Raw genomic sequence first — 24149 nt, forward strand, 5'->3', positions numbered from 1 at the left:
CCATGACTGTTTGTTGCGGGGCTTTTGCATGCATGTGAACAGCAAGAAAGAAGGGAACGCATTTTGTCCAATAAAGAAACATTCCTTAAAGGTACGCTTATTTTAGCCGCTGCCGCTTTGGTGGCCAGAGTGCTTGGTCTGGTACAGCGCGTTCCATTGGAGCATTTGCTCGGCTCCGTCGGGAACGCCTCGTTTACTATTGCGAACAACGCTTATTTGATGCTGCTCACGGTCGCTACGGCCGGCATTCCCAGCACACTGAGCAAAATGGTTTCGGAACGCTACGCACTGGATCGGCCTGCGGAAGCGCGACGTGTGTATCGTGCGGCTTTGATATTCGCGGCCGTGGCCGGTGTTATCATTACGGCGCTGCTGTATTTTGGAGCGCCTTATTTTGCCGAGCATGTAGCAGGGGTTCCGCAGTCTGCTTTGGCTATTCAGGCTTTGGCACCCGCTTTGCTGTTGTTTCCTGCCATTGCGATGATGCGCGGATACTTCCAAGGACGCGGTAATATGACCGCAGGTGGTATTTCACAGATTGTGGAGCAGGTCGCACGGGTAGCCACCGCAATTCTACTCGCTTTTATTATTTTGAAGCTTGGCTATGGAGATCGTGAGGTAGCTGCGGGAGCCTCCTTTGGGGGTGTCATGGGAAGTCTTGGCGCTCTTGGGGTCATGCTGTATTACACGGTGAAATTGCGTCGTCAGGATCGCCAGGATCGTCAAGAGCAATTCCAAGAGGAAAGCTCCGCGCTACCGATGATGCGCATTTACAAAGATATTTTCAAGCTCTCTATTCCTATCGTGTTGTCGTCTCTGACGGTTCCGGCGGTTAATTTTATTGATACGTCGATTGTAGTTAGACTGCTGTCTGGACAAGTGGGATTGGATCAGGCGACTACTCAGTTGGGTTATTTAGGCTCTAGGGCACAGAGTGTGGCAGGCATTCCGCCGATTTTGGCCATTGCACTCAGTCAATCGCTCATTCCGATCATTTCAGCGGCTTTTGCCCGTAAGGATGAACAGCATTTACAAAATCAGATGACGCTGGCCTTGCGCATCTCTATTCTGACTGGAATGCCGATTGTGCTGGCTTTATGTGTAACTGCCTATTCTATTAATGGTCTGCTGTTCAGCTCGCTTGGAGGCAGCGGGATTATCGCTGTTCTGACACTCGGAACGATCTTTCAGATTACGATGATGACCTCTAATTCGATATTGATCGGTATGGGCAAGCCGCGTATTTCAATGGTCAATGTGATGGTTGGTATCGTCGTGAAGTTGGCAGCGAGCTGGCTGCTGGCTGGTTGGCTAGGGATTTACGGAATTATTGCCGCAACCGGTTTGTGTTTCCTCGTCATTACGTTGCTGAATTTGCGTGTGCTGAAAGGTATTGTTTCCTTCTCAATCATGGGCCGGCGCTGGGCAGGCTTCCTAACCGCAGTCGTTGTCTCGGGAGCTATCGGGTACGGAGTAAATGAAGCCTGCATTTTGCTGGTACATCTGATGCCTGCGCGTGTAGCCTTCTTGATTGCGTGCTGCATTGCCGGAGTGGTTGTACTGGTATGCTACTTGGTATTGCTGGTTGTACTGCGCGTATTGCGCAGGGACGAGCTGGGTAACTATCCGCGCGTGTTGCAGAAGGTATTGCGTCCGTTAATGCGCCTACAGCGTGAGTCCACTCAACAACGAGGCTAAAAAAGCCCTCTCATCTGTTCAGTGAAAGGACCGCAAGCTATGAGCATCATGGGCCATTGCTGTTTTTTGAATGCCATGGCGATGCTCATGGCGCATGGCAAATAACAGAGGCCGTTTTGGTTCACTGATATGCCCAAGTGTAGAACCGTCCTGAAACCAGTCATAACGGGGAATCGGATCATAGGCTGTATCTGACCAGACGGCGTTCAGCTCCGGGCTGTACAGACGTTGACTTGGCGGGAGCCATTCATGTGCTAAAAGCGTTGCACTCTCTGCTGGAGAGCGCAGCGCTTTTTGTACATTTGGTGTGAATAGTCCGGGCCAATAGTCGCTGCGAGACCCGGTATGCGGCACGCTGGTAGCAAATGCGGATACCTGATCCAGTACCTGCTGATGGCCAAATAACATAGCGTAAAGACTTTTACCAAAACCGATCCGCTCATCCAGATGGCCAAAACGCTCCATGACAAGTCCGGCAAGTCCACCGTTTAGCCCAAGCGGAAATATAACCTGATTGAGCTGAAGCCAGTCATGCAAATAAAAGCCTGGCTTATGTGTCACAAATTTTTGAAAATACGGGTCTTTCACAACCCGTCCTTCAATATAGTTTTGTTCATTAATAATGAGCGCTACCGTCAAAAGAGAACTATCCCGCCAAGCCCAGAAACGTTCCCAAAAGGGCTTCATGAATGGCGAAACGTGAAAATGAGGCAACAAATGGAAGCAACTCCGTCCCAAATGACGGCTGTGCATGTAAAGCTGCAACTGTGGATAAGCGTCTTGAAAAATAAGAGCGTTACAGCGCTCAAGTAGCCGATACAGCCACTCCTTTTCCTGTTCGCCGAACAGGTTGCCAATGAGCTCCCCCTTCAGGTCAGTCATATTATAGCCGCCATTACGAGAAACCAGATGGGCCAGTAATGCCCAGTGTAATTCCGGGTAGCCACGATAGCATTCAAGATAAGCGGCAGTGCGCGTGATGTTGCTGCGATTCTCCTGTGCTGTATCGTTCTTGATCCGCTCCAGCAGCTCACAGTCTGTTTCGCATAAGGGCATATTTAGAGAAGAGGGACGCGTAGCGGGTCCGTTCACCAGCATTAATGCTTCAGCTTCATTCATGGCGGCCTGTGCCGAATGATAATCCCACGGCAGATCACGCAAGGGATAGCGTAATTTACGGGATTCGGTCCAGGCCGCACGTTTGCCCTCCCATGCCTCCTCCGCAACACGTGGAACGGAACCCAGTAACTTTAGCCCTCCCTGAAGCTGTCGAGATGCGACATGGAGCCATTCGGTGAGAGACATGTTTAAATAACCTCCTTTCAAATGCAGGCATCCCCGTATTCCACCAAGTATGTTGGGTATGCTATTGGGATGTCGTCGCCTATGTGGATTCTTAAGTATATCTATAGTATGTCTCAATGAGAGGGCTTCCAATCGGCATGTGAGCATAATAGGGGAGTGTGCAAAAGCTTCACTTGGCGTTACAATAGAAAGTACAGGATCTCCTGCACAAAAGAAGTTTAAGGAGGAATTATGTATGCAAAAAATCGTCTCTCATGAAGACTTTAATAAGGCAATATCCACTCCAGGTGTAACGGTAGCTGTGTTCAAGGCGGACTGGTGCGGGGATTGTCATTTTATTGATCCATTCATGCCTGATGTAGAGCAACAATATGCAGACAAGCTTACATTAATTGAGATTGATGTAGAACAGGCCGAAAGTGTCAGCCAAGAGCAAAATGTTCTAGGGATTCCTAGCTTTATCGCTTACAGTGAAGGGCGAGAACTAGTACGTCTGGTGAACAGATTGCGTAAATCCCGCGAGGAAATCGAGCAGTTTTTGGACCGGGCTGTAGAAGTCCATGCTAACTTGGCAAAATAACGGATAATAGTATGTATGAGGGCTCCGCAGGGAACCTTAATCATCAGGATATTCAGAAAGCCGCTTCCTTCCGAAGGAGGCGGCTTTCTTACGGACACGTTCACATTTTGTCAACAAAGCTCGTATGTCAAGGAACGATATATCAGTTATAATTACTTTAAGTGATCATTTCACAACATATAAAGTGAATAAATATTATATTTGGAAGGATACGGGTGAATTCATTGAATAACAAAATCAGAATATTAAAATGGCTGGCACTCGTAACATGTATTGTCATGTTTTTGGCTACCTTCGGTGGAGGTGTCGTGACGCGAACGGATTCGGGTCTCGGCTGTGGAAGAGAATTCCCACTTTGTAATGGTAAGCTGGTTCCGGCGCATACCATCGCATCCCTTATTGAGTTCTCTCATCGCTCTGTCAGTGCCATGGCCGGAATTCTTTCTATCGCCTCGTTTGTCGGCTTTTTGCTGTTTATGAAGCATCGGAAGGATTTACAGCTATTCTCTTTACTCACGCTATTGTTTGTTATCATACAAGGTGCGATGGGGGCATTGGCTGTCATCTTCTCCCAATCGGCTGCAGTCATGGGGCTGCATTTTGGCTTTGCGCTTATTGCTTTTGCCAGTGCGACCATGATGACGCTGGGGGCCTGGCAGGAGCATGCGGATTCACGCTACACTCCCCGTCTGATTCCTGGGCGTGTCAGTCGCGGCTATCGTAACTTTATATGGCTATCAACGATTTATACCTATATTGCTGTCTATTCAGGAGCGTTGCTTAGTCATTCGGTCATCCAGAAGGTTGTAAATATTGGGGGTTTCATATCTCCACTGCTGCTTCATCAGATTTCAGCCGGTCTGCTGTTCGTCATTATTTTGGCTGTGGGTCACTACTCGTATCGTTATCACCCGAATCACCGGGATATTCGTACTCTGGGTGTCGTATCGGTCGTATTGATTATTCTTCAAGTGGTGATTGGTATTATCTTGCTGTACGTCAACAGACCTGAAATTTACATGTTTATCGTGCTGGGACATATGCTGGTGATTGCATCGTTGTTCTCCATTTTGGCTTATCTGAGCTATCGTGTATGGCAATTGTCACCGGACCGCAAGCTTGTTCCGACCCAAGCACAGCGTACCTAAGCATTTTGTAGATTATAATGAAGCGTATTTTTGCCCAAGAGGCGTTGGAACACGTATAATAACATCATAAGAAACAAACCAGGCCCACGAGTTTCTCGAGGGCTTGATTTGCTTAGGAGGAATCATCCAGTTGATCTACCAGAATTTGCGCCAATTTATTGAAGCGCTGCGTAAAGAAAATGATCTTAAAATTATAGAAGCACCTGTCGATCCTTATTTGGAGCTGGCCGAGATCCACCGAAGAGTCATTGAGGAAGAAGGTCCGGCGCTGCTGTTCACAAATGTCAAAGGAACCCCGTTTCCTGTAGCCAGTAATTTGTTCGGTACGAATCGCCGTGTGGACATGGCTTTTGGCCCTCGTCCAGAGCAACTGATGGATGCAATTGTAGGTGCGACCAAAACGTTGCTTCCACCTACCCCCAAATCGTTGTGGAATGAACGTGGGCTGATTAAGGACATGCTAAAAGTAGGACTAAAAACAGTATCTCATAGCGAAGCCCCTGTATTGGGCGTTCGCCGTACTGATGCTCCGCTGGCTCCACTGCCTAGAGTGACCAGCTGGCACGAGGATGGAGGACCGTTCATTACGCTTCCGCTCGTGTATACCGAAAAGCCAGGTCAGTCCAAGGATCATAATTTGGGGATGTATCGCATCCAGATTTATGATGATCAGACGACTGGGATTCACTGGCAGATCCATAAAGGCGGCGGCTTCCATTATCATGAAGCAGAGCTGCGTAATGAGCCGTTGCCTACGACGATCATCATCGGTGGCCCGCCTGCTCTGATTGCGTCTGCGATTGCTCCTGCCCCGGAAAATTTGCCTGAGCTATTGCTGGCTTCCCTTATTATGGGGGGTAAGCTGCCCATGACGGAAGACCCGCTCGGAGGTCACCGGATTCCGGCAGAAGCCGAATTTGCGATCAGCGGCTATGTGCCGCCTCATGAACGCCGCCCGGAAGGACCGTTTGGCGATCATTTTGGCTATTACTCATTACAACATGATTTCCCTGTGTTTCATGTCAAACATATGCATCACCGTAAAGATGCCATTTATCCGGCGACCATTGTAGGTAAGCCGCGGCAGGAAGACTACTATCTCGGCGAGTTTTTGCAACGTCTGTTGTCGCCCGCTTATCCGCTTGTAATGCCTTCCGTCAAGTCGTTATGGGCATATGCGGAAACAGGTGTACATGCGCTGGCAGCGGCAGTCGTACGTGAAAGCTACTCCCGTGAAGCGCTGGTATCCGGCTTCACCATTCTGGGTCAAGGCCAATTGTCGTTGACCAAATTCCTGATGCTGACGGATCGGGTAATCGATTTATCCGACTTTAACCTGCTGCTCGAAACCATTTTGGAACGATTTAATCCAGCCAGAGATTTGTTTATTTTCAACCATACGTCTCACGATACACTCGATTACACGGGCCGTAAGCTGAATCATGGCAGTAAGGCGATTCTGATGGGAGTAGGCGAGCCTGTGCGTGAATTGCCTCGAGTTTATGAAGGGGGCGATCTGCCGGGAATTCGTGACATCGAACCGTATTGCGGAGGATGCCTCGTTGTATCCGGCTCGTCCTTTGAGCAGGAGCCTGAACTCGCTGCGCGTGTATTGGAGCGATTAGCTGCGGGTGAGCAGGAGTGGCCGCTTGTCTTTATCGTGGACGATGCCAAAGAAGTTGTTCGCTCCCAAGCTTCGTTCCTGTGGACAGTATTCACACGCTTTAACCCGGCTACAGATATGTACGCTGACAGCGAAGTGCGTTTGCATCACCTGAACTATAAGCTGCCGATTGTGGTGGATGCACGTATGAAGCCGGGCTACCCTGATGAGGTACTGCCACGTGAAGATATTGTTAAGCTTGTAGATCAACGATGGACGAGTTATTTCGCTTGACGCCTATTAAAGCATCTTAACAGCCGGATTTTACAGATATGAAGGAGGCGTGAAGCATGATACGCAAGCTGTTGGGCGAGCCCCCGCGTGTAAATAATGGTTTCCTGCTGGATGCCATGAATAGCATGTCAGACATGTTACATTTGCTGGAGCGACAAATCCAGGCCAGTGGTGATCCGACTCATGACTTTCGGAAGGCGGATATTTTGACGCGTGGTCTAATGTCGTCATTGGATGAACTGGAGCAGAGCCATCATGCTGCCGCCTTTTTTCGTATGAAAGTAAAAGCCGGATACGCTGAAGATATGAGCAAGGATGAAAAATCCGATTATGCCTTGTACGTATTCTTTTATAAGGATGGGTTTGTGCGGGTATTCTCTATTTTGGATAAGTTGGGTAACTGGATGAATGACCTGTATGATTTAAAAACAGGGCAGTATAAGGCGCATTATTCGTATTTTACTGTGTTGCGACAGCTGAAGTATCTCAAAATGCATCCTGTATTGACCGATAATTTAATTGATATCAAGGACACATACAACGATGCTATCAATCGGCTGCGTAAGCGGCGAAATACGGAGATACACTATATGAACACGGAAATGCAGGATGATCTCTGGCAACGTCACCGTGCTTTATATGGCAAAATCCAACTGGAGGACCTCGATCACCATCTAGAAGATTTGCAGCAGGGCTTGGAAATGGTATGCCGGTCGCTATCAAACGCATTTTCTTATACTGCGAAACAATGGGAGAACCGGGCAGTGCGCCCATAATTATGACAGAAAATATCCTTTGACAAAGCAATGTAAACTATCTATACTGAAACCTAGTTTCAGAAAAATGCTTGAATTATTTTTTTATATAAACTAAACGGACAGCTAAAGCTGGAGTTTAACATATTTTTCTTATCCAGAGAGGTGGAGGGACTGGCCCGATGAAGCCCGGCAACCCGTTCTTTCCCGGTGTAATGCACCGGGAGGGAACATATGGTGCTAATTCCTACAAAACCGCTAGAGTTATAGCGATTTTGGCAGATGAGAAAAGGTTCGCAAGGTGGGGCCCTTTTCATTCTGTGAAAGGGGCTCTTTTTTGTATAAATAAATAGCCGATTTTATACAATCCTGAGAGATGACAACTGGTTAAAAGGGTAAGGAAGAAGTGAAGGGGGTCGCAGCACGTTGATAGAGCTTAAGCAATTAACCAAGCATTATGGTAAAGGAAACCGACGCGTTAATGCGTTGTCCGGGTTGAATCTTTCTATAAAGCGTGGAGAAATATTCGGGGTGATTGGTCATTCCGGGGCGGGCAAAAGTACGTTGATCCGCTGTATTAATTTATTGGAGCGCCCTACTTCAGGCGAAGTATGGGTAGATGGGGTTAACCTTGTGACTGTGAGTCAATCCCAGTTACAGAAGCAACGCCGAAAAATCGGAATGATTTTTCAACATTTTAATTTGTTGTCTTCGGCGACAGTGTATGACAACATTGCATTTCCATTGCGTCTGGTAAGTACCCCTAAGCAGGAGATGGACAAGAAAGTTCGTGAGCTGCTGGAACTAGTGGGGCTCAAAGAACACAGTGGAAAATATCCGTCACAGCTCTCAGGTGGACAGAAGCAGCGGGTAGGAATTGCACGGGCACTGGCTAGTGATCCGCATGTGTTGCTGTGTGACGAAGCGACGTCTGCGCTTGATCCGCAGACGACAGGGTCTATCCTGAAATTGCTGTTGGATATTAATCAACGTTTTAATTTGACCATCGTATTGATTACTCATGAGATGCATGTCATTCAAAGCATTTGTGATCGAGTTGGCGTCATTCATCAGGGCGATATCGTGGAGCAAGGTCCGGTGGCGGAAGTATTTTTGAAGCCACAGCATCAGGTAACTAAGGACTTTATCCAGCGGGAGGCGGAACATCCCGAGGAGTTACAAGCAGCGATTGCAGCTGCAGGTAGCGGGGAATCGACACAGGTAGTACGTATCTCCTTCTTAGGCAGCAAAACTTATGATGCGATTCTGTCGCGTACGGCTCGAAGTACGGGTGTTGATTTTGCAATCTTGCAGGGAACCATCTCTACAATTAAAAATGTACCGTATGGACAGCTGATCGTTCGTTTTGAAGGAAACCATTCAGATATAGAGCATACGCTGCGCGAAGTGTCTGGGCAAGGACTTGATGTGGAGGTGATCGGACAATGAGCGAACTTGATTTTTCGCAAGTGAGTTGGGAAGAGCTAGGGAATTCTACGCTGGAAACCCTTCAGATGCTCGGGGCATCTGCATTGTTCACCCTCGTTATTGGATTGCCGCTCGGTATATTGTTGTTTCTGGCGAGCCGCTCCTCGTTGACTTTGATGAAGGTGATATACATTGTATTATCCTTCATCGTGAACATTTTGCGTTCCGTACCATTTATCATTTTGATCGTTGCACTTATTCCTTTTACACGATCGTTGGTAGGTACCTCGACCGGGGTGCTGGGAACCATTCCGCCATTGGTTATCGGGGCTGCTCCTTTCTTCGCACGTCTTGTCGAAACGTCACTACGTGAAGTGGACAAGGGTGTCATTGAAGCTGCACAAGCGATGGGGGCTTCGACAGGACAAATTATCCGGCGTGTGCTGTTACGTGAGGCACTGCCGGGCCTGCTCGCCGCATTAACCATTACCGTCGTTACACTCGTATCCTACACGGCAATGTCCGGTATGATCGGGGGCGGTGGACTGGGTACGCTGGCAATCAACTACGGCTATTATCGTTATGAAACGGCTGTAATGATCGTTGCGGTCGTGCTGATGATCGTATTGGTACAACTGCTGCAAATGGCAGGAGATCGCCTTGTGCGGCATTATACTCGAAAATAGGGAAAACATATAGATATCCTTATTGATCAGGACGTCTGATCCTGAATATTACAAATTATTGGAGGGGTAACAACATGAAGAAATGGGTATTGGCTGTATTGAGCTTGACATTAATTGCGGTACTGGCTGCTTGCGGTACAAAGAGCACTACATCGGATACAAACAATGCGGCCGAAAATACAGGCGGGTCACCACGTGAAGTCGAACTGAAAGTTGGAGCTTCTCCTGTGCCACATGCGGAAATTTTGGAAGCGATCAAGCCTCAGTTGGAAAAAGAAGGAGTTCGCCTTCAAGTCGTTCAGTTTAACGACTATGTACAGCCGAACGTGCAATTGTTTGACAAGCAACTGGATGCTAACTTTTATCAACATGTACCTTACCTGAATGTGATGAATAAAGAGCGTAAAATGGATCTGGTATCTATTGGCGCTGTTCATCTGGAGCCATTCGGTATCTACTCTCAAAAATATAAAAAGCTTGATGAACTTCCAGACGGTGCGACAGTAGCGATTCCGAACGATGCGACCAATGGAGGCCGTGCATTGTTGCTGTTGGAGAAACAAGGTCTGATCAAGCTGAAGGACGCAAGCAACATTGAAGCTACCGTAAAAGATATTACTGAAAATAAGAAAAATCTGGAATTTAAAACTTTGGAAGCAGCTATGCTGCCACGTCAGTTGCCTGAAGTGGATATTGCGTTGATCAACACGAACTACGCTTTGGAAGCCAAGCTGAATCCGACCAAGGATGCATTGGCACTGGAAGACAAAGATTCACCATATGCTAACGTACTGGTAGCACGTCCTGATAATAAAGATTCCGAAGCGATCCAAAAACTGCTTAAAGCTTTGCAATCTCCAGAAACTAAAAAATTCATTGAAGACAAATATCAAGGCGCAATTATCCCTGCATTTTAAGCAGAAACTAAGAAACCGCTGAACGTAAACCCCAGCTTCTCTTAAACAAGAGGACTGGGGTTTCTTCTTGGCTGGAGTTGTAGGGATTGCTTAAATATTTTATACTTGGGGGTGACCGTTCTCTGTGAAGAGGAGGAAAACTGTTGAGAGACAAAGTCGCACTCATAACGGGCAGTGCCAAAGGTTTAGGTAAAATGACCGCTCTGCGTTTGGCTGATGAAGGTTGTGACATTGCACTAAATTATGTCCATAGCCAGGTTGAAGCCGAAGCGCTTAAGCAGGTAATTGAATCTAAGGGAGTACGCTGTCTGTCTTTACAAGCAGATATCTCTGTTCAGGAAGATATCACCAGGCTGATCGGTGAAGTGCAGGATCGTCTGGGCGGGGTTGATATTATGGTGAACAATGCCGGACCCTTCATCCGGGAACGCCGTCTTTTTGCGGACTACAGTGTAGCTGAGATTCATGCCATGATACAGGGAAATTTGGTCGGTACCATGTTGCTGGATCATTTGGTATTGCCGCACATGCGTAGCCAGCAATGGGGACGTATTATTCATTTTGGCTTTGGTCATGCTGGAGAAGCAAGGGCTTGGCCGCATCGGGCTGTCTACGCAGCTGCCAAGGTGGGGCTGGTGTCTTTTACGAAGTCACTAGCTGTAGAGGAAGCTCCCTATGGCATCACGGTCAATATGATCTGTCCAGGGGATATCCGAGGAGCGAACAAGGAAAAGTCGATTGCCGATGTCATCGGCATGCAGGATAAAGAGACACCGCGTGGGCGTCCAGGAAGCGGAGAGGACATTGCGCGAGTGATCGCCTATTTGTGTGAGGAGCATTCAGATTTTATAACAGGCAATATTATGGATGTGTCCGGAGGATTGGACCCCATTCGGCCAACCATATAAGCTTGAGAGAGCTTTAGACGCTGTAATACAAAAAAGAGTCTTGAGCTTCGTTACCGAACTCAAGACTCTCTGATCATTATGCATCAAGCATTAGAATACTTGTACCACTTCTTGGACGCCTTCAACTTCTTCGAGAAGAGCGCGTTCAATCCCTGCTTTCAGCGTAATTGTAGAACTTGGGCAACTGCCGCAAGCACCTACCAGCTTCAGCTTAACGATGCCGTCTTCAACGTCAACCAGCTCAACGTCACCGCCATCGCGTTGCAGGAACGGACGGAGCTTATCCAGTACGTCTGCTACTTCATCATACATCTGAACGCTTTGTGCTTCGCTCATTAGAATTCAACTCCTTTCCTATACCTTGTTTATTATATTACAAAGCGGGCCAAATTAAAATGCCCGTCATCCAAAGCAGGTGAAAAAAATGTTAAGACCTATTATTGAATTTTGCACCAGTAACATGCATTTTGGTACCGATGAGATTATGGCTAAACTGGAACAGAATCCAGATTATGATGTGATTGAATACGGCTGCCTAAGCAATTGCGGTCAGTGTAACGCTGAGCCTTATGCGATGGTTAACGGTGAAATTGTATCCGCAGATTCAGCAGAGCTTCTGTACGAAGTGATTCTCAACAAAATTAAAGAAGCCGAAGCATGGGACAACCTGGATTTGGATTGAAAATAGAAGTCATCCGCAGGGCCAGCCTTCTCTTGTAGAAAATATATATTATTCATAGATGCACCAGCAAAAAGGACCTGCTATGGAAGCAGGTCCTTTTTGCTTATTAAAGATCCAATTAGCCAAAATGGCGTTTGGACTTCCAGAGCACACCGCTTTTCAGCAGACGTGGCACTCGTCCACGCAATGAGGTACTGCCCATAAAGCCATAACCGAATCCGGCCTTCTTGCCCAGCGCACCTAATGTACCACGTAGCTTTAAAGGATGCGGGTGAGGCGTTTGGCCTTTCCACAGGTCGCGTACAATGTGGGCAATCTGCTCTCCTTGCACCTCTGCCGCCTGAGCGCTTGGAGAGTAAGGAAGGCTCGCACAGTCTCCGACGACGTACACTTCAGGATGATCCGGTATTTGATAATATTCATTTAGCACGATGCGACCCTGAGGGTCTTTAGGAACTGCTAAATCCTGTACAATTTTAACGGGCTGAATCCCGGCTGTCCATACAACCGCATCGGTCATAATTTGCTCGTCACGGTTGTAAATAGCTCCTGGCTCGATACGGGAAACCGCAACATGATTTAGCGCATTCACATGATGCTCCTTGAACCAGGCATGTACATACGCAGACAAACGTTGCGGAAATGCTGATAGCACCCGCTCGCCCCGATCCATAATCGTAATATTCAAATCCGCGCGGCTTTCACGTAACTCCGCAGCAATCTCGACACCACTTAGGCCGCCACCTACAATATGGACATGTCCATAAGGCTTGATTTCATTCAAGCGCAGATACGTTTGGCGGGTATGATTAAAGGACTGGATTGTACAGCTGTATTCTTCTGCCCCCGGTGTATTATGAAAGCGGTCGGTACAACCTAGTGCAATGACAAGCTGGTCATAGGGCAAAGGCTCACCGTCTTGAAAATGGACCATTTTATTCTCAAGATCCATCGATGTGACTTCTCCATATTTGCGAATAAGGCGTTGTTCATCTGGAAAGTGTACCCGCAAATCAAAATCAGATACGGTACCTGCCGCAAGGGCATAGTATTCTGTTTTCAAGCCCTGAAAGGGCATCCGATCCACTAAAATAACTTGAATATTGTCGGGAATGTGTTTATCCAGCAATTCTTTGGCAATGGTAAGGCCGCCATAGCCGCCCCCCAGAATAACGAAATTTTTCATCAAAATCCGCCGTCCTTTCGTTACCGTTTCCCCGGCAATGGTCTGGTGTCTTGTCGATCTAGCCACAAGTTTTTGTTGTTGTAAAACCCGGAAAAGCGGGCCTGCCTTTGGCAGACAGACCAGTGTGTTCCGGGGCAGCTTGAGGCTGCATGGTGTGAGTAATGGGGATAAAATGCACGCGGGAAATCTGAATCCGATGTTACACTTATTCGAAAACTTCGATTTCGTTATAGAAGGTGTCACGTTCTACAGGTATGCGTCCAGCACCTTTGACCAGCCAGATTAGCTCTTTGCGGGTCAATCCGGCAGGAGTCAACGCACCTGCGGCATGGCTGATCTGCTCGCGCACAATCGTGCCATGGACATCAGATGCGCCAAAGGTAAGAGCGACCTGCGTCAATTGCGGACCAATATTAATGAAGTAAGCTTTAACATGGTCGATATTGTCCAGCATCAAACGGCTGATCGCAATGGTTTTGAGATCCTCGTAAGCAGAGTTGCGGCGCATGATGTTGGCGTTTTTGCTTTTCGGCTGCATGGACAGTGGGATAAATACCATAAATCCATTTGTTTCATCCTGCAATTCACGAATTTGCAGCATGTGCTCAATACGATCCTGATAAGTTTCGACTGAACCGTACAGCATGGTCGTATGAGTTTTCATACCGAGATTGTGGGCCGTACGATGTACTTCAAGATAGCGGTCCACATTGGCTTTGGTAACACGCATCTTCTTCCGATATTCATCGGATAAGATTTCCGCGCCACCACCAGTCAAAGATTGAAGTCCTGCCTTTTGCAGCTCTTGAAGAACTTCTTTAACACTCAAGCCGCTTATGCGTGTGAAAAAGTCAATTTCCGCCGCAGTGTATGCTTTCAGTGTAACGTTGGGATACTTTTCGTTCAGCGCTTTCAGTGAATCTACATAGTATTGGAAAGGTACATGATTATTATGACCGCCGACGATATGGAATTCTCTTACGCCTGGATGGATATGTTGCTCTACATAATCAATCATTTCCTGCCCGGACAACGTATAAGAGCCTTCCTCCCCCTGATCCTTGCGGAAATTGCAGAACGCGCAGCGCGCTTCGCATACATTGGTGAAGTACAGGCTCATGTTTTCGATAAAATAAACCTTTTTACCGTTCTTGCGTAAATTAGCTTCGTTAGCCAACTGGCCCAGTGTGAGAATATCGTCAGTTTCATACAAATATATACCATCTTCGAGGTTCAAACGAATCCCGTTTTGTACCTTTTCTACAATTTCCGCCATTCTGCGGTCTGTAAAAGGTGTAACTAATGTGGACATGCCTATTCCTCCTTCAAGTTGCTCTGTGCGAGGCTGTCCGCCGAATTAGCGGCACAAGCGCTTGATGCGCACAGGATGTCCCGTTCCGTCGGTAAAATCCGGCAGCGCGGATATACGATATGTGAAAAATGTTACAATGCCAGGCTACAATGATGGATGTCTCATAATTTCGCCTTTGAAATGACAAATTTCCGACAGTTTCTTTAACACACTCTTCACCTATTATAAACCTCACACCACTGGTGTTCAATACAAACGAGTAGAAAAAGAGGTGTTTAAGCCTGTAACGGAAGGACATTCCATGACTTGAGCACCTGCAAATAAGAGAGTATACTGAAGGGGAGCATGAAGTAAAAGAGGAGGATGGAGCTATGATTAACATCACCGATTCCGCTGCTGAACGCCTGAAAGAAATGCTGGAGCAGCAGGAAACGCCGAATATGTTTTTACGTCTGGGTGTTACGCCAGGTGGATGTACCGGATTTTCGTACGCCATGGGCTTTGACGACAACGAGACGGATCAGGATATATATATGAATGTACAGGATATGAAAGTAGTCGTGGAAAAGGATAGTATCCGCTATCTGGACGGTCTGGAAATCGACTTTGAAGAGTCTGGTATGTCTGGCGGTTTCACGATTCATAATCCGAATGCTGTAGCTACATGCGGCTGCGGTTCAAGCTTCCGTACAGCTACAGATGCAGGGAAACCAAGCGAAGAACCTTGTTAATCGGAACTAAGGGACTGTATGCTGAACGTTTCAGGGAAAATTTTAATTTGAAATGGCTTATGTAAATAAAAAAACAGGCGTTGGTTGGGACTGACCCCTTAACGTGAGACAAATCAAAACACCTTCAAGAGAATGCAACCATGTCGTAAGATATGGAGACAACCTTGGAGGTGTTTTTTTGTTGGCAACAAGAGTCAGTTATCCATTAGAGGTTAAAATGAAGGCGATTGAAATGAGAATGGCTGGTATACCAGTCAAAGAAATCATGGAGCAATTAAACATACGAAACAAGACACAAGTGGAAACTTGGATGAGATGGTACCGTAGTGGCGAGCAAAACCGTTTAGAGCAGCCTGTAGGTAAGCAATACAGCTACGGCAAAGGACCCGAATACACTTCGGAATTAGAGAAGGTCCAGGCTGAGAACAGGTTTTTGAGACAACAACTAGAGTTGCTAAAAAAGTACAGGGTACTGGAGAGGAGGTATCGTCAAAGATCGTAATGGAGTGGATAGAGTCGATCCGAGGGGAAGTGAGTGTGAAGCAAGCTTGTGCATGGATAGGAATCTCTCGCGCCACGTACTATCGCTGGAAGGCGGAGTATGTGAGCAAACTTGAGGACCACTTGGTAGAGAAAATCCGCGAACTCTGTATCCAGCATAAATATCGTTATGGATACCGGAAAATCACCGCCTTGCTTCGGAGGGAGTATGCGGTAAACCACAAACGCGTGCAACGGATTATGCAGCGGGAAGGGCTGCAATGTCGTGTCAAAGCGAAGAAACGGAAACCTACTGGGCAACCCATTCATATCGCGGGGCATCTGCTAAAGCGACAGTTTGAAGCAGATACGCCTATGCAAAAACTTGTAACAGACATTACGTATTTGCCATTTGGAGGAAAAATGTTGTATCTGTCGAGTATTTTAGACTTGTTTAACGGAGAGATTGTGGCATACAGTATAGCTGACAAGCAGGACACCGCATTTGTGCTTGATACCCTTGGTCAGTTGCCATCTCTACCAGGTGCAATACTTCATAGCGATCAAGGCAGCGTCTACACATCCTTGGCCTACCAGGAAGCGGTAAAAGGAAAAGGCATTACCATGAGTATGTCCCGTAAAGGAACGCCTGCTGATAATGCCCCCATCGAATCGTTTCATTCCACACTAAAGTCTGAAACGTTCTACCTCGAAGGTTTAACCTGTACGACGACGGCAATCGTCGAGCAGACCGTTCGAGAGTACATCCTTTACTATAACTCAATTCGCATTCAAACAAAACTAAACAACCAGTCGCCGGTTCATTTCCGACAACTGGCTGCTTAAACTTGGAAGGTGTTTTGATCCCTGTCTCACAAACGGGGGTCAGTCCCGTTAAATACCGACACCTGTTTTTTTTGTGATTAATTAGTTATTTTTGAATGTAATTTATTAAAAATATAACATTAAACATTACATTTCAAGGAAAAACATCTTATTCTAACGTCCGAGCTGAAATATGATATGAACCTCTAGAACCGTCATCATTATAAACGTATACAGAGTATTGACCGTTAGCACTAGGACCATATACATCATATAGAGGGAAATTATTGGTAGTAGATTCGCCTGGAGCAAGTGTTATTCTCATTAAATTCCGAGAACCTCCAGGGAAGTTAAGTTCAACATGAATCCTTTTATTACCTGTATTTTTTATATAGAACCGAAGATCAGCTGTTCCGTTATAATTAAAATATGAGGTTCCTTCTCCTGGAAAAGTAACGTCGTTATCCAAAAGTAAAGCTTGTGGAGTAATCACATGATCTTTAGGAAGTGTTAAGTTTTCTAAATCCAATAGATTGGAAGGTTCACCACTTGCAAATGCATTAACGGATCCAATTAGCGTTAATGAAAGAACGATAGGAGCTACCAACAAGTGTTTGTAAATATGCAAAAAATCCATCTCCTTATTGAAAAGATATTTTATTTTTATGTAATTCTTGTTGTCATTTCTAGAAATGATTGGATTTGAGCTCTATTAAAATATACAATTAATTCTTTTTTATGTCAATATATTTCAAAAAATATATGATATTATATATTTTTTGAATATTATCTAGATGAAAACGTAAAATAGAGAGATTAGCGTATACTTGGATTCTAAACTACGGAAAGTATATATATTTAGTAGAATGTAGAGTTTTTATCTTCTTATAAAAAGAACGACAAGAAGTGGCTTTAAAAAATGATATGCACTAACCCATCACTGGAGGGAGCCGATTAAGTGGTTCTTCTACTCTCCACTTGATGAATTGTCGGTAGTAACACATGATCGGCTTTACTTGATTGCGTTATAAAAAAGAAAGAACGCTACCCCTAAAAAGGCTAGCGCTCTTTTGCTGTATCTAATGGTTGCTGCTCTATAAACTCTACAACCTCTTCAATTTTACAGTCCAATTCCTCACATATACGTGCAATGACACTCATTGCTACAAATTCTCCATTAGACATTTTAGCCAAAGTTGATGGTGAGGGTATATGACACGTAGTACATAGTATAGCTTCTGTTTCCAGTATAACAAAGGGCTGTTCCCTTTTCTACAAGTGGTGTTAGGCTTTACTATTTTACCGTGCTACAATGCCCTGAATTGATCTTCAACGCCCCATCTATATTGTTCCAAATGCGTGTATAGCACATTTCATTTTCAATAGTTGTCGCACGCAGCTTTTCCTCGTATTCGATGATTCGATAATTCTGCACATATGCCCTATTGCTTCAAATCAGTAAACAGCTCCTGCGCAGTACGCACAAATAACTGTACAGCAAGTGAAGCATTGTGTAGAGAGGGGATAGCGATACCGATTTGACGCGTGATCAGAGGCGTGGTTTCCTTGACGGTCAGATCATGGGGGAACGTGGATAAGGCGAGTGAAGAGACAATGCCCATACCTAGTCCTTGTCGGACCATGCTGACGAGGGTGCTGATATTGTGAGTAATGAATTGTGCCTGCAACTGACTCTGCTCACGTTCAAAACCTTCCATAATGGCGACCTCGTGTCCACCTTTACAAAAGATCATCTCCTGTTGATTCAAGTCTCGGATGGCGATTTTGTCGTGCGATTGAAAAGGATGACCGTCAGGCAAGAGAATAATCATGTCATCCTGACATAAAGGAATTACATCTACCTCAGGGTCTGGCAACAAGATGATTCCCGCTTCAATTTCTCTGGTATGCACCCACTCCTTGACCTCATTGGTAGAGCCTTCATGTAAATCGAAAACAAGGTTCGGATAGTGCTGACGAATATGATGAATAATGGGGGGCAGAAAATAGGCTGAGGCAGAAGGAAAGGCACCAATCGTGATTGTACCTACGTCCAAGCCTTTTTCAGCGGCCACCTGCTGCTGTACTTTTTCCATGCTTTGCAGCATCATGCGAAATTGCAGCAGCACCTTGTGTCCAATATCTGTCAGGAGCACGCCTCTTTTTCGATCGCGCAGCAATAGCTGGACATCAAGCTCGTTCTCGATACTAGCGATGGCATGGCTGACCGCAGGTTGCGTCATATGCAGCTCATGGGCAGTTTGAGTAAAGTTTAGTGTTTCAGCTACGCGAACAAAGATCATAATCTGAGTTATAGTCATAAGTGAAAAGTTATCTCCCTTATTGAAAACATTCATTTTATTTATTAGTGACCATAGTATAAGCTAGTAAAGCAAAACTTTGCAAACGGCTATTCAGATTTTAGTCGTAAGCAATGCGCAATGAAATTTTAAGGAGAGAGACATCTATGAAAAAATTAACGCATAAAGCTACGTTGTGGCTTGTCTTGATATTAGTGATGGTATGGGGGATCAACTGGCCGTTGACCAAGCTGGCTTTGCCAGATACGCCGCCGATATTTTTTTCGGGAATCCGCACGCTGCTGGGTGGTGTAATTCTGCTGTTGTTCGCTATACGTAACTGGGAAGGTTTACGACTTAGACAAAATGCGTGGACTTATCTTGTGCTGGCTATATTTAATATTGCAGGCTACTATGGCTTGCAGACGGTAGGGTTGCGTTATCTGCCTGCTGGGTTGTTCTCCACTTTAGTATTCCTTCAGCCGATCTTGTTGGGATTATTCTCCTGGTTGTGGTTAGGAGAGCGTATGTTTCCCCTGAAAGTCATTGGACTGGTACTGGGTTTTGGCGGAGTAATCGTGATTAGCTCAGGTGGAATGGCAGGTCATTTGTCTGTGCTGGGCATTGTGTTGGGGCTAGCCTCAGGACTGTGCTGGGCGCTCGGAACGATTTATATGAAGAAAAAAAGCAAACAACTGGACTCCATTTGGGCGGTGACGATGCAACTCATTCTGGGAGGGGGCATACTCAACGGGATTGGGTTTACGACCGAGAAATGGGGTGATATCCACTGGACAGCCTCCTTTATCGCGATTCTATTATTTATTTCAATATTCGTGATTGCGATGGGCTGGCTGATTTATTTTAAACTAATCGACAACGGGGATGCAGGAACCGTCGGCTCGTATACGTTTATGATTCCGGTACTGTCCACGGTCTTTAGTATGGTCATGCTCAGAGAATCCCTCACTTTGACATTTGTAGTAGGGTTGGTGCTGATTGCAGGTAGTGTGTATTTGGTAAATACGGCTTCTCCCGGAAAACGAGCGAACCAAAGCTCGAAGGCTGATGAAACGAATTCCTGTACAAATGCTTAGAAATATAGGATTAGGAAAAATATACTAGAATATCAGAGGAGAGAATAGTAAAATATGACTATATAAATAGAGAGGAAGTTTGGTATGGGAGAGTTAAGTGGTCATACTCAGACTGTGGAGCCGCAACCACAGTCTATTCGTAAGCTGGCAGTTGTAGCAACGGTCATTTCAGGAGTAGCTGTACTAGGCTGTATAGCCTTGGCGGTATGGAACTATAATCTGAATACGAAGGTCAATTCTTTAACTATAGCGAATGCATCGCTAAAACAGACAACACAAGCCTTAACCAAGCAACAAAATGATACAGAGGCCCTACTTGGAAAAGTAAAATTAGCAGCCAACCTGTCATCCATAACGCATGTGTTAGAGCAGACATCTGTCGTTACAGATGATTTTGTATTGGAAAAAGTGACTTTTGATGTGGCAGAGGATGGCAAGTTGAAGGGTGTGCTACTGAATGTGAACAACCAACCTAATCTCGGTTTTGGCGGTGCTTATCAAGGTTATGGCAAATATAATATGTCCTCTGCTGCATTGACGAAGAAGGCCGAGGAAGTCATAAATATAGTTATGAAAGAGTACGGTACATCTGACAAGCTTCCGGTATGGGATAAGAATACGAAGGTGGAAATGACGGTTCAAAATTATCCGCTTGGTAAGCGGGAAGGCGGCACTTTTAAGCTCACTGGTCAGCAATAGGAGGAACCTAACGTTAATCCGATGCTGGACTTTACAGATTTTTGTCTTAAGTATACAAATTGAGCGGGGGAGCTAGGATATGGACAGGTACACACCTACAGCGAGGGAACGCTGGCAGATGAAACAGAGTGAGCCGCAGCCGCAGGGCTGGGTGCTCGCTCTATTTGGTTGGATTTTTTCAGGTTTGGGGTTCGTATTTAGTTTTTTTGTTATTGGAGGCTTGTTTGGGCTTATAGGTCTTGTTTTCGGAATTTTGACTAGAAAGATGGAACAAAGAAACACGCAAGGCATCCTGATTATCGTTATCAGCTCCGTTGCCATTGGCATTGGCCTATTGATTTTTATGATTTTTTTCGCGCATGGTTTTGTAGAAGGTCTGAGAGAAGGTTATAATGAGCATTATTAGGTCAGGGAGGTAACACCATTGAGTGTCATTATTTCACAGCAAATCTCGGCAACGGGTGTGAAGGAATATACGAAGGTGATGAAAACATTTGATTCCCCTTTTACACCTTTGGTTGGACAGAAAATCAGGGATACGGCATTCGGCGATATGCAATATTATGATGTCGAGGACGTATTTATTGATCTAGCGGAGAATGAGTACTGGGTAATTCTACCTGCCATTTTGCTGCATACAGATGATATTGAGGATATACGAGATGCTGTGCGTGAGTATCGTTCACACGGTTGGGAATGTACGAAACCTCTATAAATGCATACTGCTTAAGCATCAACGTGGAGACGTCTTTCTTTTGCCAGATAGGCGTTTTCTTGTGTATTTGTGTATAAACTATTCCTAATGATTGGCATGAAAAGAAAGAAATTATGCTGAAAATGCGCAAAATGTATCATTTTTTATCATAAAACGACAAGTTGGGAAATGAAAACGGACTTAATGTGTTATACTTAGTATATCAAAGGACAAGAGTCTAAAACGACCGGTAAGGCCCTTTCTTTGAAGAGCCTCTGAAGGGTTCAACGTTTATCCAAAATAAATGGTCAAAAGGAAAAGGGGAAATGCTAACGTGAGAGTGAATTTGAAATTTACGAACAAAGGGCAAGTTGCAGTTGAGAAGTTCAACAATGAGGAGCTTATCGAAATCTTTAGCCGCTACATTAAAACGTTATGCAAGAAGTATGATATCTCGGTTACGGTACCTGAGGATCTGAATGAGCAGATTTTGGAAGAGGGCACCGTAAAGGTCGTGTTGGATAAGATTAATTGTGACATGGACGCTTTTTTCAAGGAGCTGAGTCGGGATATCAAGGTGCCGCTGGTCAAACGATTGGGTACCAAACTGGATAACGTGTTTAAGACCGAGGTCGTGGAGCAAGAACAGAGCTAAGAATAAGGATCAAGCGAGATCTCATGAAGATTTGCATCATGAATTGAAATCATAAAACCTCCCGAATGGGGCGCATGGCTAGGCAATGTGCTCGTTCGGGAGGTTTTATATGTTTAAGCTGCTTTATTCAGGAGATAACATGCATGGCATGTCTGCGCCTTTTAACGTGTTGTTGTGGACGTAGGGCGCAGTTTGGCTAAATCAAACGAAGGCACCAGTCCTTCCTGTGCGGCGCGACCGAGCAAGGCTTCGATGGCGGCATAACCGCTATCGCCCAGATTAGCGGTAAAATCGTTCACATACAGGTCGATATGCGATTGGGCCACATCAGGTGATAGCTCTTGCGCATGAGACAATACATATTCGCGCGAAGCTTCGGGATGTTTCCAAGCATATTCGACAGAGGCACGTATCCAGTTAGTGATCGCCTCCAGATCTAGCGTACGACGGGCAATAATAGCTCCGAGCGGAATTGGCAGTCCTGTATCTTCTTCCCACCAGTTCCCCAGATCAACTTGCTTGCTAAGTCCATAGGACGGATATGTGAAGCGTGCTTCATGAATCACCAATCCAGCATCTATATGTCCGTCACGGACAGCAGGCATAATTTGGTCGAACGGCATCACGACAATCTCGCCGACACCCCCAGGCACATGCTTGGCCGCCCATAGGCGGAACAGCAGATAAGCAGTGGAGCGTTCACTTGGAACAGCTACACGCTTGCCGGACAGTGCTTCCGGACCTTCGACGGTGGAACCTTCCTTGATCAGCACGAGCGGCCCACAACCCCGGCCCAGTGCGCCGCCACAAGGCAACAGGGCGTATTCATCCAGCACCCAAGGAAGTGCAGCGTACGAAATTTTCATGATATCAAGTCCGTCTGGTGTGATCGCCAGATTGTTGGTGATGTCGATATCGGCGAATGTAATGTCCAGCGCGGGTGCGCCCGGAATTAATCCATGAGCCAAGGCATGGAAGACAAAAGTGTCGTTAGGACAAGGTGAAAAAGCAATTTGCATCTATATAACCTCCGTTAATGTAGAAAATGCGGCTTCCAACGCTTGCAAAGCCTCTTTGATTCGCCAGGCTGCACGGTCACGCGGACCAACAGCATTGGAAATCGTGCGAATCTCCATCATCGGCAGCTCGAAACTGTTGGCCGCCACGGCAACGCCGTAACCTTCCATCGCTTCGGCAGCAGCTCCGGGAATGCGTTTGGCTAGGCGTTCCGCTGTTGCCGCCGTGCCGGTGGCCGTCGAGACGGTCAGGATCGGTCCGGCGACGGCCGTCTGGCCAGCGTCACGCAGCGCCTGAACGAATCGCTGCGTGGTGGCAGCGTTCACGGCAATGCGGCTGGAGCCAAAACCCAGCTCGTCCACGCTGCTGAAACCCTCTGCCGTCTCAGCCCCCAGGTCGGCGGCAATAATCGCGTCAGCGACGACGACGCTCTCCAGTGCAGCGACCTCCACGAAGCCGCCCCCAATTCCGGCGCTAATGACTAGACGGTAATCGCCTGTAGCTAGTGCCAGCGCGGTTGAAGCCGCTGCGGACGGAGCGCCTACACCAGCCAGTTCGACCACAAAGCGAGTGTCGCCTTTCAGGCCGCGCAGCACAGCCTCCCGTTCGCCTTCAACCGCGGTCATGACCAGGATGCGCCCATCTGATGTTGTATGCTCCATGGGTTGATTCCCCTTTAAATTTAGGTAATATGCTTTCTTATCATACTGCTTTTCCAAACGATGTTCAAAAAAAAGTCGACAAAAAAAGCGCTCTATGGCGCTTTTTCGGAGAAACCTGCAAGATTCAACAGATATGAAAATTGGTAGTTTAAACATATAACCATTCTAATCTGGAAGAACAGCGCAGACATAGCATATAATAATTATATCGGCTGATCCTTCGTGATTAGCTGAAACATTGTGATATTGCGGTCATAATGGCTTGGGGTCCCATTCTGATTGCGCACCCGAATCATCTCGCTGCTGAACAATTCGATATAACCACAGCCTATCTCACAGTACACGCCTGTAGGGTCTTCTTGCCAGACCGAAACGAGGTGTTGAGACAGCGCCGCGGTAAAAAATTCGATGTTTTTTTGCAGTACACGTGGCGTTTTCTTGGGTTCCATAACGTAAATCCTCCCTATATCATGCCATTTGAAAATCA

The 24149-nt window shown here is 46.2% G+C and carries 28 protein-coding genes and 1 riboswitch; of the genes, 17 read left to right on the plus strand and 11 right to left on the minus strand.

Translation table 11 applies throughout. The annotated features are described in order from the left end of the window. The first annotated feature begins 63 nt into the window (after positions 1–63). Entirely contained in the window at positions 64–1698 is a 1635-nt protein-coding gene (locus ACXHJ2_RS02985; RefSeq protein WP_165083690.1) for a putative polysaccharide biosynthesis protein, read from the plus strand. An 18-nt stretch (positions 1699–1716) separates the two neighbouring features. Here ACXHJ2_RS02985 and ACXHJ2_RS02990 read toward each other — a convergent pair whose 3' ends face one another. Beyond that, a complete protein-coding gene (locus tag ACXHJ2_RS02990) occupies positions 1717–3003 on the minus strand; it encodes a DUF2515 family protein (protein WP_165083688.1) in 1287 nt (428 codons plus the stop codon). Between the two features lie 235 nt (positions 3004–3238). On the opposite strand from ACXHJ2_RS02990, the gene ACXHJ2_RS02995 reads away from it, so the two are divergent. From ACXHJ2_RS02995 to ACXHJ2_RS03030, 8 genes are all read left to right on the plus strand, one after another. Continuing rightward, positions 3239–3583, plus strand: a complete 345-nt coding sequence (locus ACXHJ2_RS02995; RefSeq protein ID WP_013372917.1) for a thioredoxin family protein — start codon at positions 3239–3241, stop codon at positions 3581–3583. A 215-nt stretch (positions 3584–3798) separates the two neighbouring features. Next, entirely contained in the window at positions 3799–4731 is a 933-nt protein-coding gene (locus ACXHJ2_RS03000; RefSeq protein WP_013372916.1) for a COX15/CtaA family protein, read from the plus strand. A 130-nt stretch (positions 4732–4861) separates the two neighbouring features. Continuing rightward, positions 4862–6628, plus strand: coding sequence for a UbiD family decarboxylase (locus tag ACXHJ2_RS03005; protein WP_165083687.1), 1767 nt, complete (start codon positions 4862–4864; stop codon positions 6626–6628). Positions 6629–6684: 56 nt separating this feature from the next. After that, positions 6685–7404, plus strand: coding sequence for a Cthe_2314 family HEPN domain-containing protein (locus tag ACXHJ2_RS03010; protein WP_058830397.1), 720 nt, complete (start codon positions 6685–6687; stop codon positions 7402–7404). A 129-nt stretch (positions 7405–7533) separates the two neighbouring features. Continuing rightward, positions 7534–7672: riboswitch (SAM riboswitch) on the plus strand. Between the two features lie 137 nt (positions 7673–7809). Beyond that, complete coding sequence (locus tag ACXHJ2_RS03015; protein WP_165083685.1) at positions 7810–8832, plus strand: methionine ABC transporter ATP-binding protein; 1023 nt, start codon at positions 7810–7812, stop codon at positions 8830–8832. Then, positions 8829–9497 carry a methionine ABC transporter permease gene (locus ACXHJ2_RS03020; RefSeq protein WP_031462166.1) on the plus strand — a complete coding sequence of 223 codons (669 nt, stop codon included), beginning with the start codon at positions 8829–8831 and terminating at the stop codon, positions 9495–9497. Before ACXHJ2_RS03015 ends, ACXHJ2_RS03020 begins: the two co-directional genes overlap by 4 nt. A gap of 74 nt (positions 9498–9571) precedes the next feature. Beyond that, on the plus strand, positions 9572–10414 hold the full coding sequence (locus ACXHJ2_RS03025) for a MetQ/NlpA family ABC transporter substrate-binding protein (protein WP_165083684.1): 843 nt from the start codon (positions 9572–9574) through the stop codon (positions 10412–10414). Positions 10415–10557: 143 nt separating this feature from the next. After that, on the plus strand, positions 10558–11322 hold the full coding sequence (locus ACXHJ2_RS03030; RefSeq protein WP_013372911.1) for an SDR family oxidoreductase: 765 nt from the start codon (positions 10558–10560) through the stop codon (positions 11320–11322). A gap of 90 nt (positions 11323–11412) precedes the next feature. Here the strand turns inward: ACXHJ2_RS03030 and ACXHJ2_RS03035 are convergent, their stop codons facing one another. Next, positions 11413–11658 (minus strand): NifU family protein, encoded by a 246-nt coding sequence (locus tag ACXHJ2_RS03035; RefSeq protein ID WP_013372910.1) that lies wholly within the window; start codon positions 11656–11658, stop codon positions 11413–11415. Between the two features lie 88 nt (positions 11659–11746). Here ACXHJ2_RS03035 and ACXHJ2_RS03040 point away from each other — a divergent pair, with 88 nt between their 5' ends. After that, entirely contained in the window at positions 11747–12004 is a 258-nt protein-coding gene (locus ACXHJ2_RS03040; protein ID WP_013372909.1) for a YuzB family protein, read from the plus strand. A gap of 118 nt (positions 12005–12122) precedes the next feature. Here the strand turns inward: ACXHJ2_RS03040 and ACXHJ2_RS03045 are convergent, their stop codons facing one another. Then, entirely contained in the window at positions 12123–13190 is a 1068-nt protein-coding gene (locus tag ACXHJ2_RS03045; protein ID WP_013372908.1) for an NAD(P)/FAD-dependent oxidoreductase, read from the minus strand. A 205-nt stretch (positions 13191–13395) separates the two neighbouring features. Further along, positions 13396–14502 carry an aminofutalosine synthase MqnE gene (mqnE, locus tag ACXHJ2_RS03050; protein WP_016820012.1) on the minus strand — a complete coding sequence of 369 codons (1107 nt, stop codon included), beginning with the start codon at positions 14500–14502 and terminating at the stop codon, positions 13396–13398. Between the two features lie 371 nt (positions 14503–14873). Here mqnE and ACXHJ2_RS03055 point away from each other — a divergent pair, with 371 nt between their 5' ends. Both ACXHJ2_RS03055 and ACXHJ2_RS03060 read left to right on the plus strand, forming a co-directional pair. Next, the gene (locus ACXHJ2_RS03055) at positions 14874–15233 is read left to right on the plus strand and encodes a HesB/IscA family protein (RefSeq protein ID WP_016820013.1); all 360 of its coding nucleotides are present in this window, start codon (positions 14874–14876) and stop codon (positions 15231–15233) included. Positions 15234–15414: 181 nt separating this feature from the next. Then, a protein-coding gene (locus ACXHJ2_RS03060; protein ID WP_264218416.1) for an IS3 family transposase occupies positions 15415–16559 on the plus strand; the annotation gives its coding sequence in 2 pieces (ribosomal slippage) (positions 15415–15688 and positions 15688–16559; 1146 coding nt in all). A 148-nt stretch (positions 16560–16707) separates the two neighbouring features. Here ACXHJ2_RS03060 and ACXHJ2_RS03065 read toward each other — a convergent pair. The 4 genes from ACXHJ2_RS03065 to ACXHJ2_RS03080 all read right to left on the minus strand — a co-directional run bounded on the left by ACXHJ2_RS03065 (position 16708) and on the right by ACXHJ2_RS03080 (position 18859). Beyond that, positions 16708–17166 carry a hypothetical protein gene (locus ACXHJ2_RS03065; protein WP_025365764.1) on the minus strand — a complete coding sequence of 153 codons (459 nt, stop codon included), beginning with the start codon at positions 17164–17166 and terminating at the stop codon, positions 16708–16710. 431 nt (positions 17167–17597) lie between these two features. After that, a complete protein-coding gene (locus ACXHJ2_RS03070) occupies positions 17598–17732 on the minus strand; it encodes a helix-turn-helix domain-containing protein (RefSeq protein ID WP_025365763.1) in 135 nt (44 codons plus the stop codon). Positions 17733–17832: 100 nt separating this feature from the next. Beyond that, positions 17833–17973 carry a hypothetical protein gene (locus tag ACXHJ2_RS03075; protein WP_457874563.1) on the minus strand — a complete coding sequence of 47 codons (141 nt, stop codon included), beginning with the start codon at positions 17971–17973 and terminating at the stop codon, positions 17833–17835. A gap of 7 nt (positions 17974–17980) precedes the next feature. After that, positions 17981–18859 carry a LysR family transcriptional regulator gene (locus tag ACXHJ2_RS03080; protein WP_025674128.1) on the minus strand — a complete coding sequence of 293 codons (879 nt, stop codon included), beginning with the start codon at positions 18857–18859 and terminating at the stop codon, positions 17981–17983. A 146-nt stretch (positions 18860–19005) separates the two neighbouring features. On the opposite strand from ACXHJ2_RS03080, the gene ACXHJ2_RS03085 reads away from it, so the two are divergent. From ACXHJ2_RS03085 to ACXHJ2_RS03105, 5 genes are all read left to right on the plus strand, one after another. Next, positions 19006–19935 (plus strand): DMT family transporter, encoded by a 930-nt coding sequence (locus ACXHJ2_RS03085; protein ID WP_165081567.1) that lies wholly within the window; start codon positions 19006–19008, stop codon positions 19933–19935. A gap of 84 nt (positions 19936–20019) precedes the next feature. Further along, positions 20020–20634 (plus strand): hypothetical protein, encoded by a 615-nt coding sequence (locus tag ACXHJ2_RS03090; RefSeq protein WP_165081569.1) that lies wholly within the window; start codon positions 20020–20022, stop codon positions 20632–20634. A gap of 79 nt (positions 20635–20713) precedes the next feature. Beyond that, positions 20714–21040 carry a hypothetical protein gene (locus ACXHJ2_RS03095; protein ID WP_016820018.1) on the plus strand — a complete coding sequence of 109 codons (327 nt, stop codon included), beginning with the start codon at positions 20714–20716 and terminating at the stop codon, positions 21038–21040. An 18-nt stretch (positions 21041–21058) separates the two neighbouring features. Next, entirely contained in the window at positions 21059–21349 is a 291-nt protein-coding gene (locus tag ACXHJ2_RS03100; RefSeq protein WP_019688524.1) for a hypothetical protein, read from the plus strand. 313 nt (positions 21350–21662) lie between these two features. After that, the gene (locus ACXHJ2_RS03105; protein WP_013372898.1) at positions 21663–21983 is read left to right on the plus strand and encodes a hypothetical protein; all 321 of its coding nucleotides are present in this window, start codon (positions 21663–21665) and stop codon (positions 21981–21983) included. Positions 21984–22144: 161 nt separating this feature from the next. Here ACXHJ2_RS03105 and ACXHJ2_RS03110 read toward each other — a convergent pair whose 3' ends face one another. The 3 genes from ACXHJ2_RS03110 to ACXHJ2_RS03120 form a co-directional block, all read right to left on the minus strand. Continuing rightward, entirely contained in the window at positions 22145–23002 is an 858-nt protein-coding gene (locus ACXHJ2_RS03110) for a 1,4-dihydroxy-6-naphthoate synthase (RefSeq protein WP_165081571.1), read from the minus strand. Then, positions 23003–23662 (minus strand): futalosine hydrolase, encoded by a 660-nt coding sequence (locus ACXHJ2_RS03115; RefSeq protein ID WP_165081787.1) that lies wholly within the window; start codon positions 23660–23662, stop codon positions 23003–23005. Between the two features lie 203 nt (positions 23663–23865). Then, a complete protein-coding gene (locus tag ACXHJ2_RS03120; protein ID WP_165081573.1) occupies positions 23866–24111 on the minus strand; it encodes a hypothetical protein in 246 nt (81 codons plus the stop codon). Positions 24112–24149 lie beyond the last annotated feature (38 nt).

It is taken from the genome of Paenibacillus sp. ALE3 (assembly GCF_054113405.1).

What these genes read in the sequence shown, in the direction of transcription:
- ACXHJ2_RS03085 (WP_165081567.1), top strand. Translation starts at nt 19,006, where the DNA reads ATGAAAAAATTAACGCATAAAGCTACGTTGTGGCTTGTCTTGATATTA.
- ACXHJ2_RS03095 (WP_016820018.1), top strand. Translation starts at nt 20,714, where the DNA reads ATGGACAGGTACACACCTACAGCGAGGGAACGCTGGCAGATGAAACAG.
- ACXHJ2_RS03040 (WP_013372909.1), top strand. Translation starts at nt 11,747, where the DNA reads ATGTTAAGACCTATTATTGAATTTTGCACCAGTAACATGCATTTTGGT.
- ACXHJ2_RS03045 (WP_013372908.1), bottom strand. Translation starts at nt 13,190, where the DNA reads ATGAAAAATTTCGTTATTCTGGGGGGCGGCTATGGCGGCCTTACCATT.
- ACXHJ2_RS03080 (WP_025674128.1), bottom strand. Translation starts at nt 18,859, where the DNA reads ATGACTATAACTCAGATTATGATCTTTGTTCGCGTAGCTGAAACACTA.
- ACXHJ2_RS03010 (WP_058830397.1), top strand. Translation starts at nt 6,685, where the DNA reads ATGATACGCAAGCTGTTGGGCGAGCCCCCGCGTGTAAATAATGGTTTC.
- ACXHJ2_RS02995 (WP_013372917.1), top strand. Translation starts at nt 3,239, where the DNA reads ATGCAAAAAATCGTCTCTCATGAAGACTTTAATAAGGCAATATCCACT.
- ACXHJ2_RS02990 (WP_165083688.1), bottom strand. Translation starts at nt 3,003, where the DNA reads ATGTCTCTCACCGAATGGCTCCATGTCGCATCTCGACAGCTTCAGGGA.
- ACXHJ2_RS03020 (WP_031462166.1), top strand. Translation starts at nt 8,829, where the DNA reads ATGAGCGAACTTGATTTTTCGCAAGTGAGTTGGGAAGAGCTAGGGAAT.
- ACXHJ2_RS03115 (WP_165081787.1), bottom strand. Translation starts at nt 23,662, where the DNA reads ATGGAGCATACAACATCAGATGGGCGCATCCTGGTCATGACCGCGGTT.
- ACXHJ2_RS03110 (WP_165081571.1), bottom strand. Translation starts at nt 23,002, where the DNA reads ATGCAAATTGCTTTTTCACCTTGTCCTAACGACACTTTTGTCTTCCAT.
- ACXHJ2_RS03120 (WP_165081573.1), bottom strand. Translation starts at nt 24,111, where the DNA reads ATGGAACCCAAGAAAACGCCACGTGTACTGCAAAAAAACATCGAATTT.
- ACXHJ2_RS03025 (WP_165083684.1), top strand. Translation starts at nt 9,572, where the DNA reads ATGAAGAAATGGGTATTGGCTGTATTGAGCTTGACATTAATTGCGGTA.
- ACXHJ2_RS03035 (WP_013372910.1), bottom strand. Translation starts at nt 11,658, where the DNA reads ATGAGCGAAGCACAAAGCGTTCAGATGTATGATGAAGTAGCAGACGTA.
- mqnE (WP_016820012.1), bottom strand. Translation starts at nt 14,502, where the DNA reads ATGTCCACATTAGTTACACCTTTTACAGACCGCAGAATGGCGGAAATT.
- ACXHJ2_RS03090 (WP_165081569.1), top strand. Translation starts at nt 20,020, where the DNA reads ATGGGAGAGTTAAGTGGTCATACTCAGACTGTGGAGCCGCAACCACAG.
- ACXHJ2_RS03055 (WP_016820013.1), top strand. Translation starts at nt 14,874, where the DNA reads ATGATTAACATCACCGATTCCGCTGCTGAACGCCTGAAAGAAATGCTG.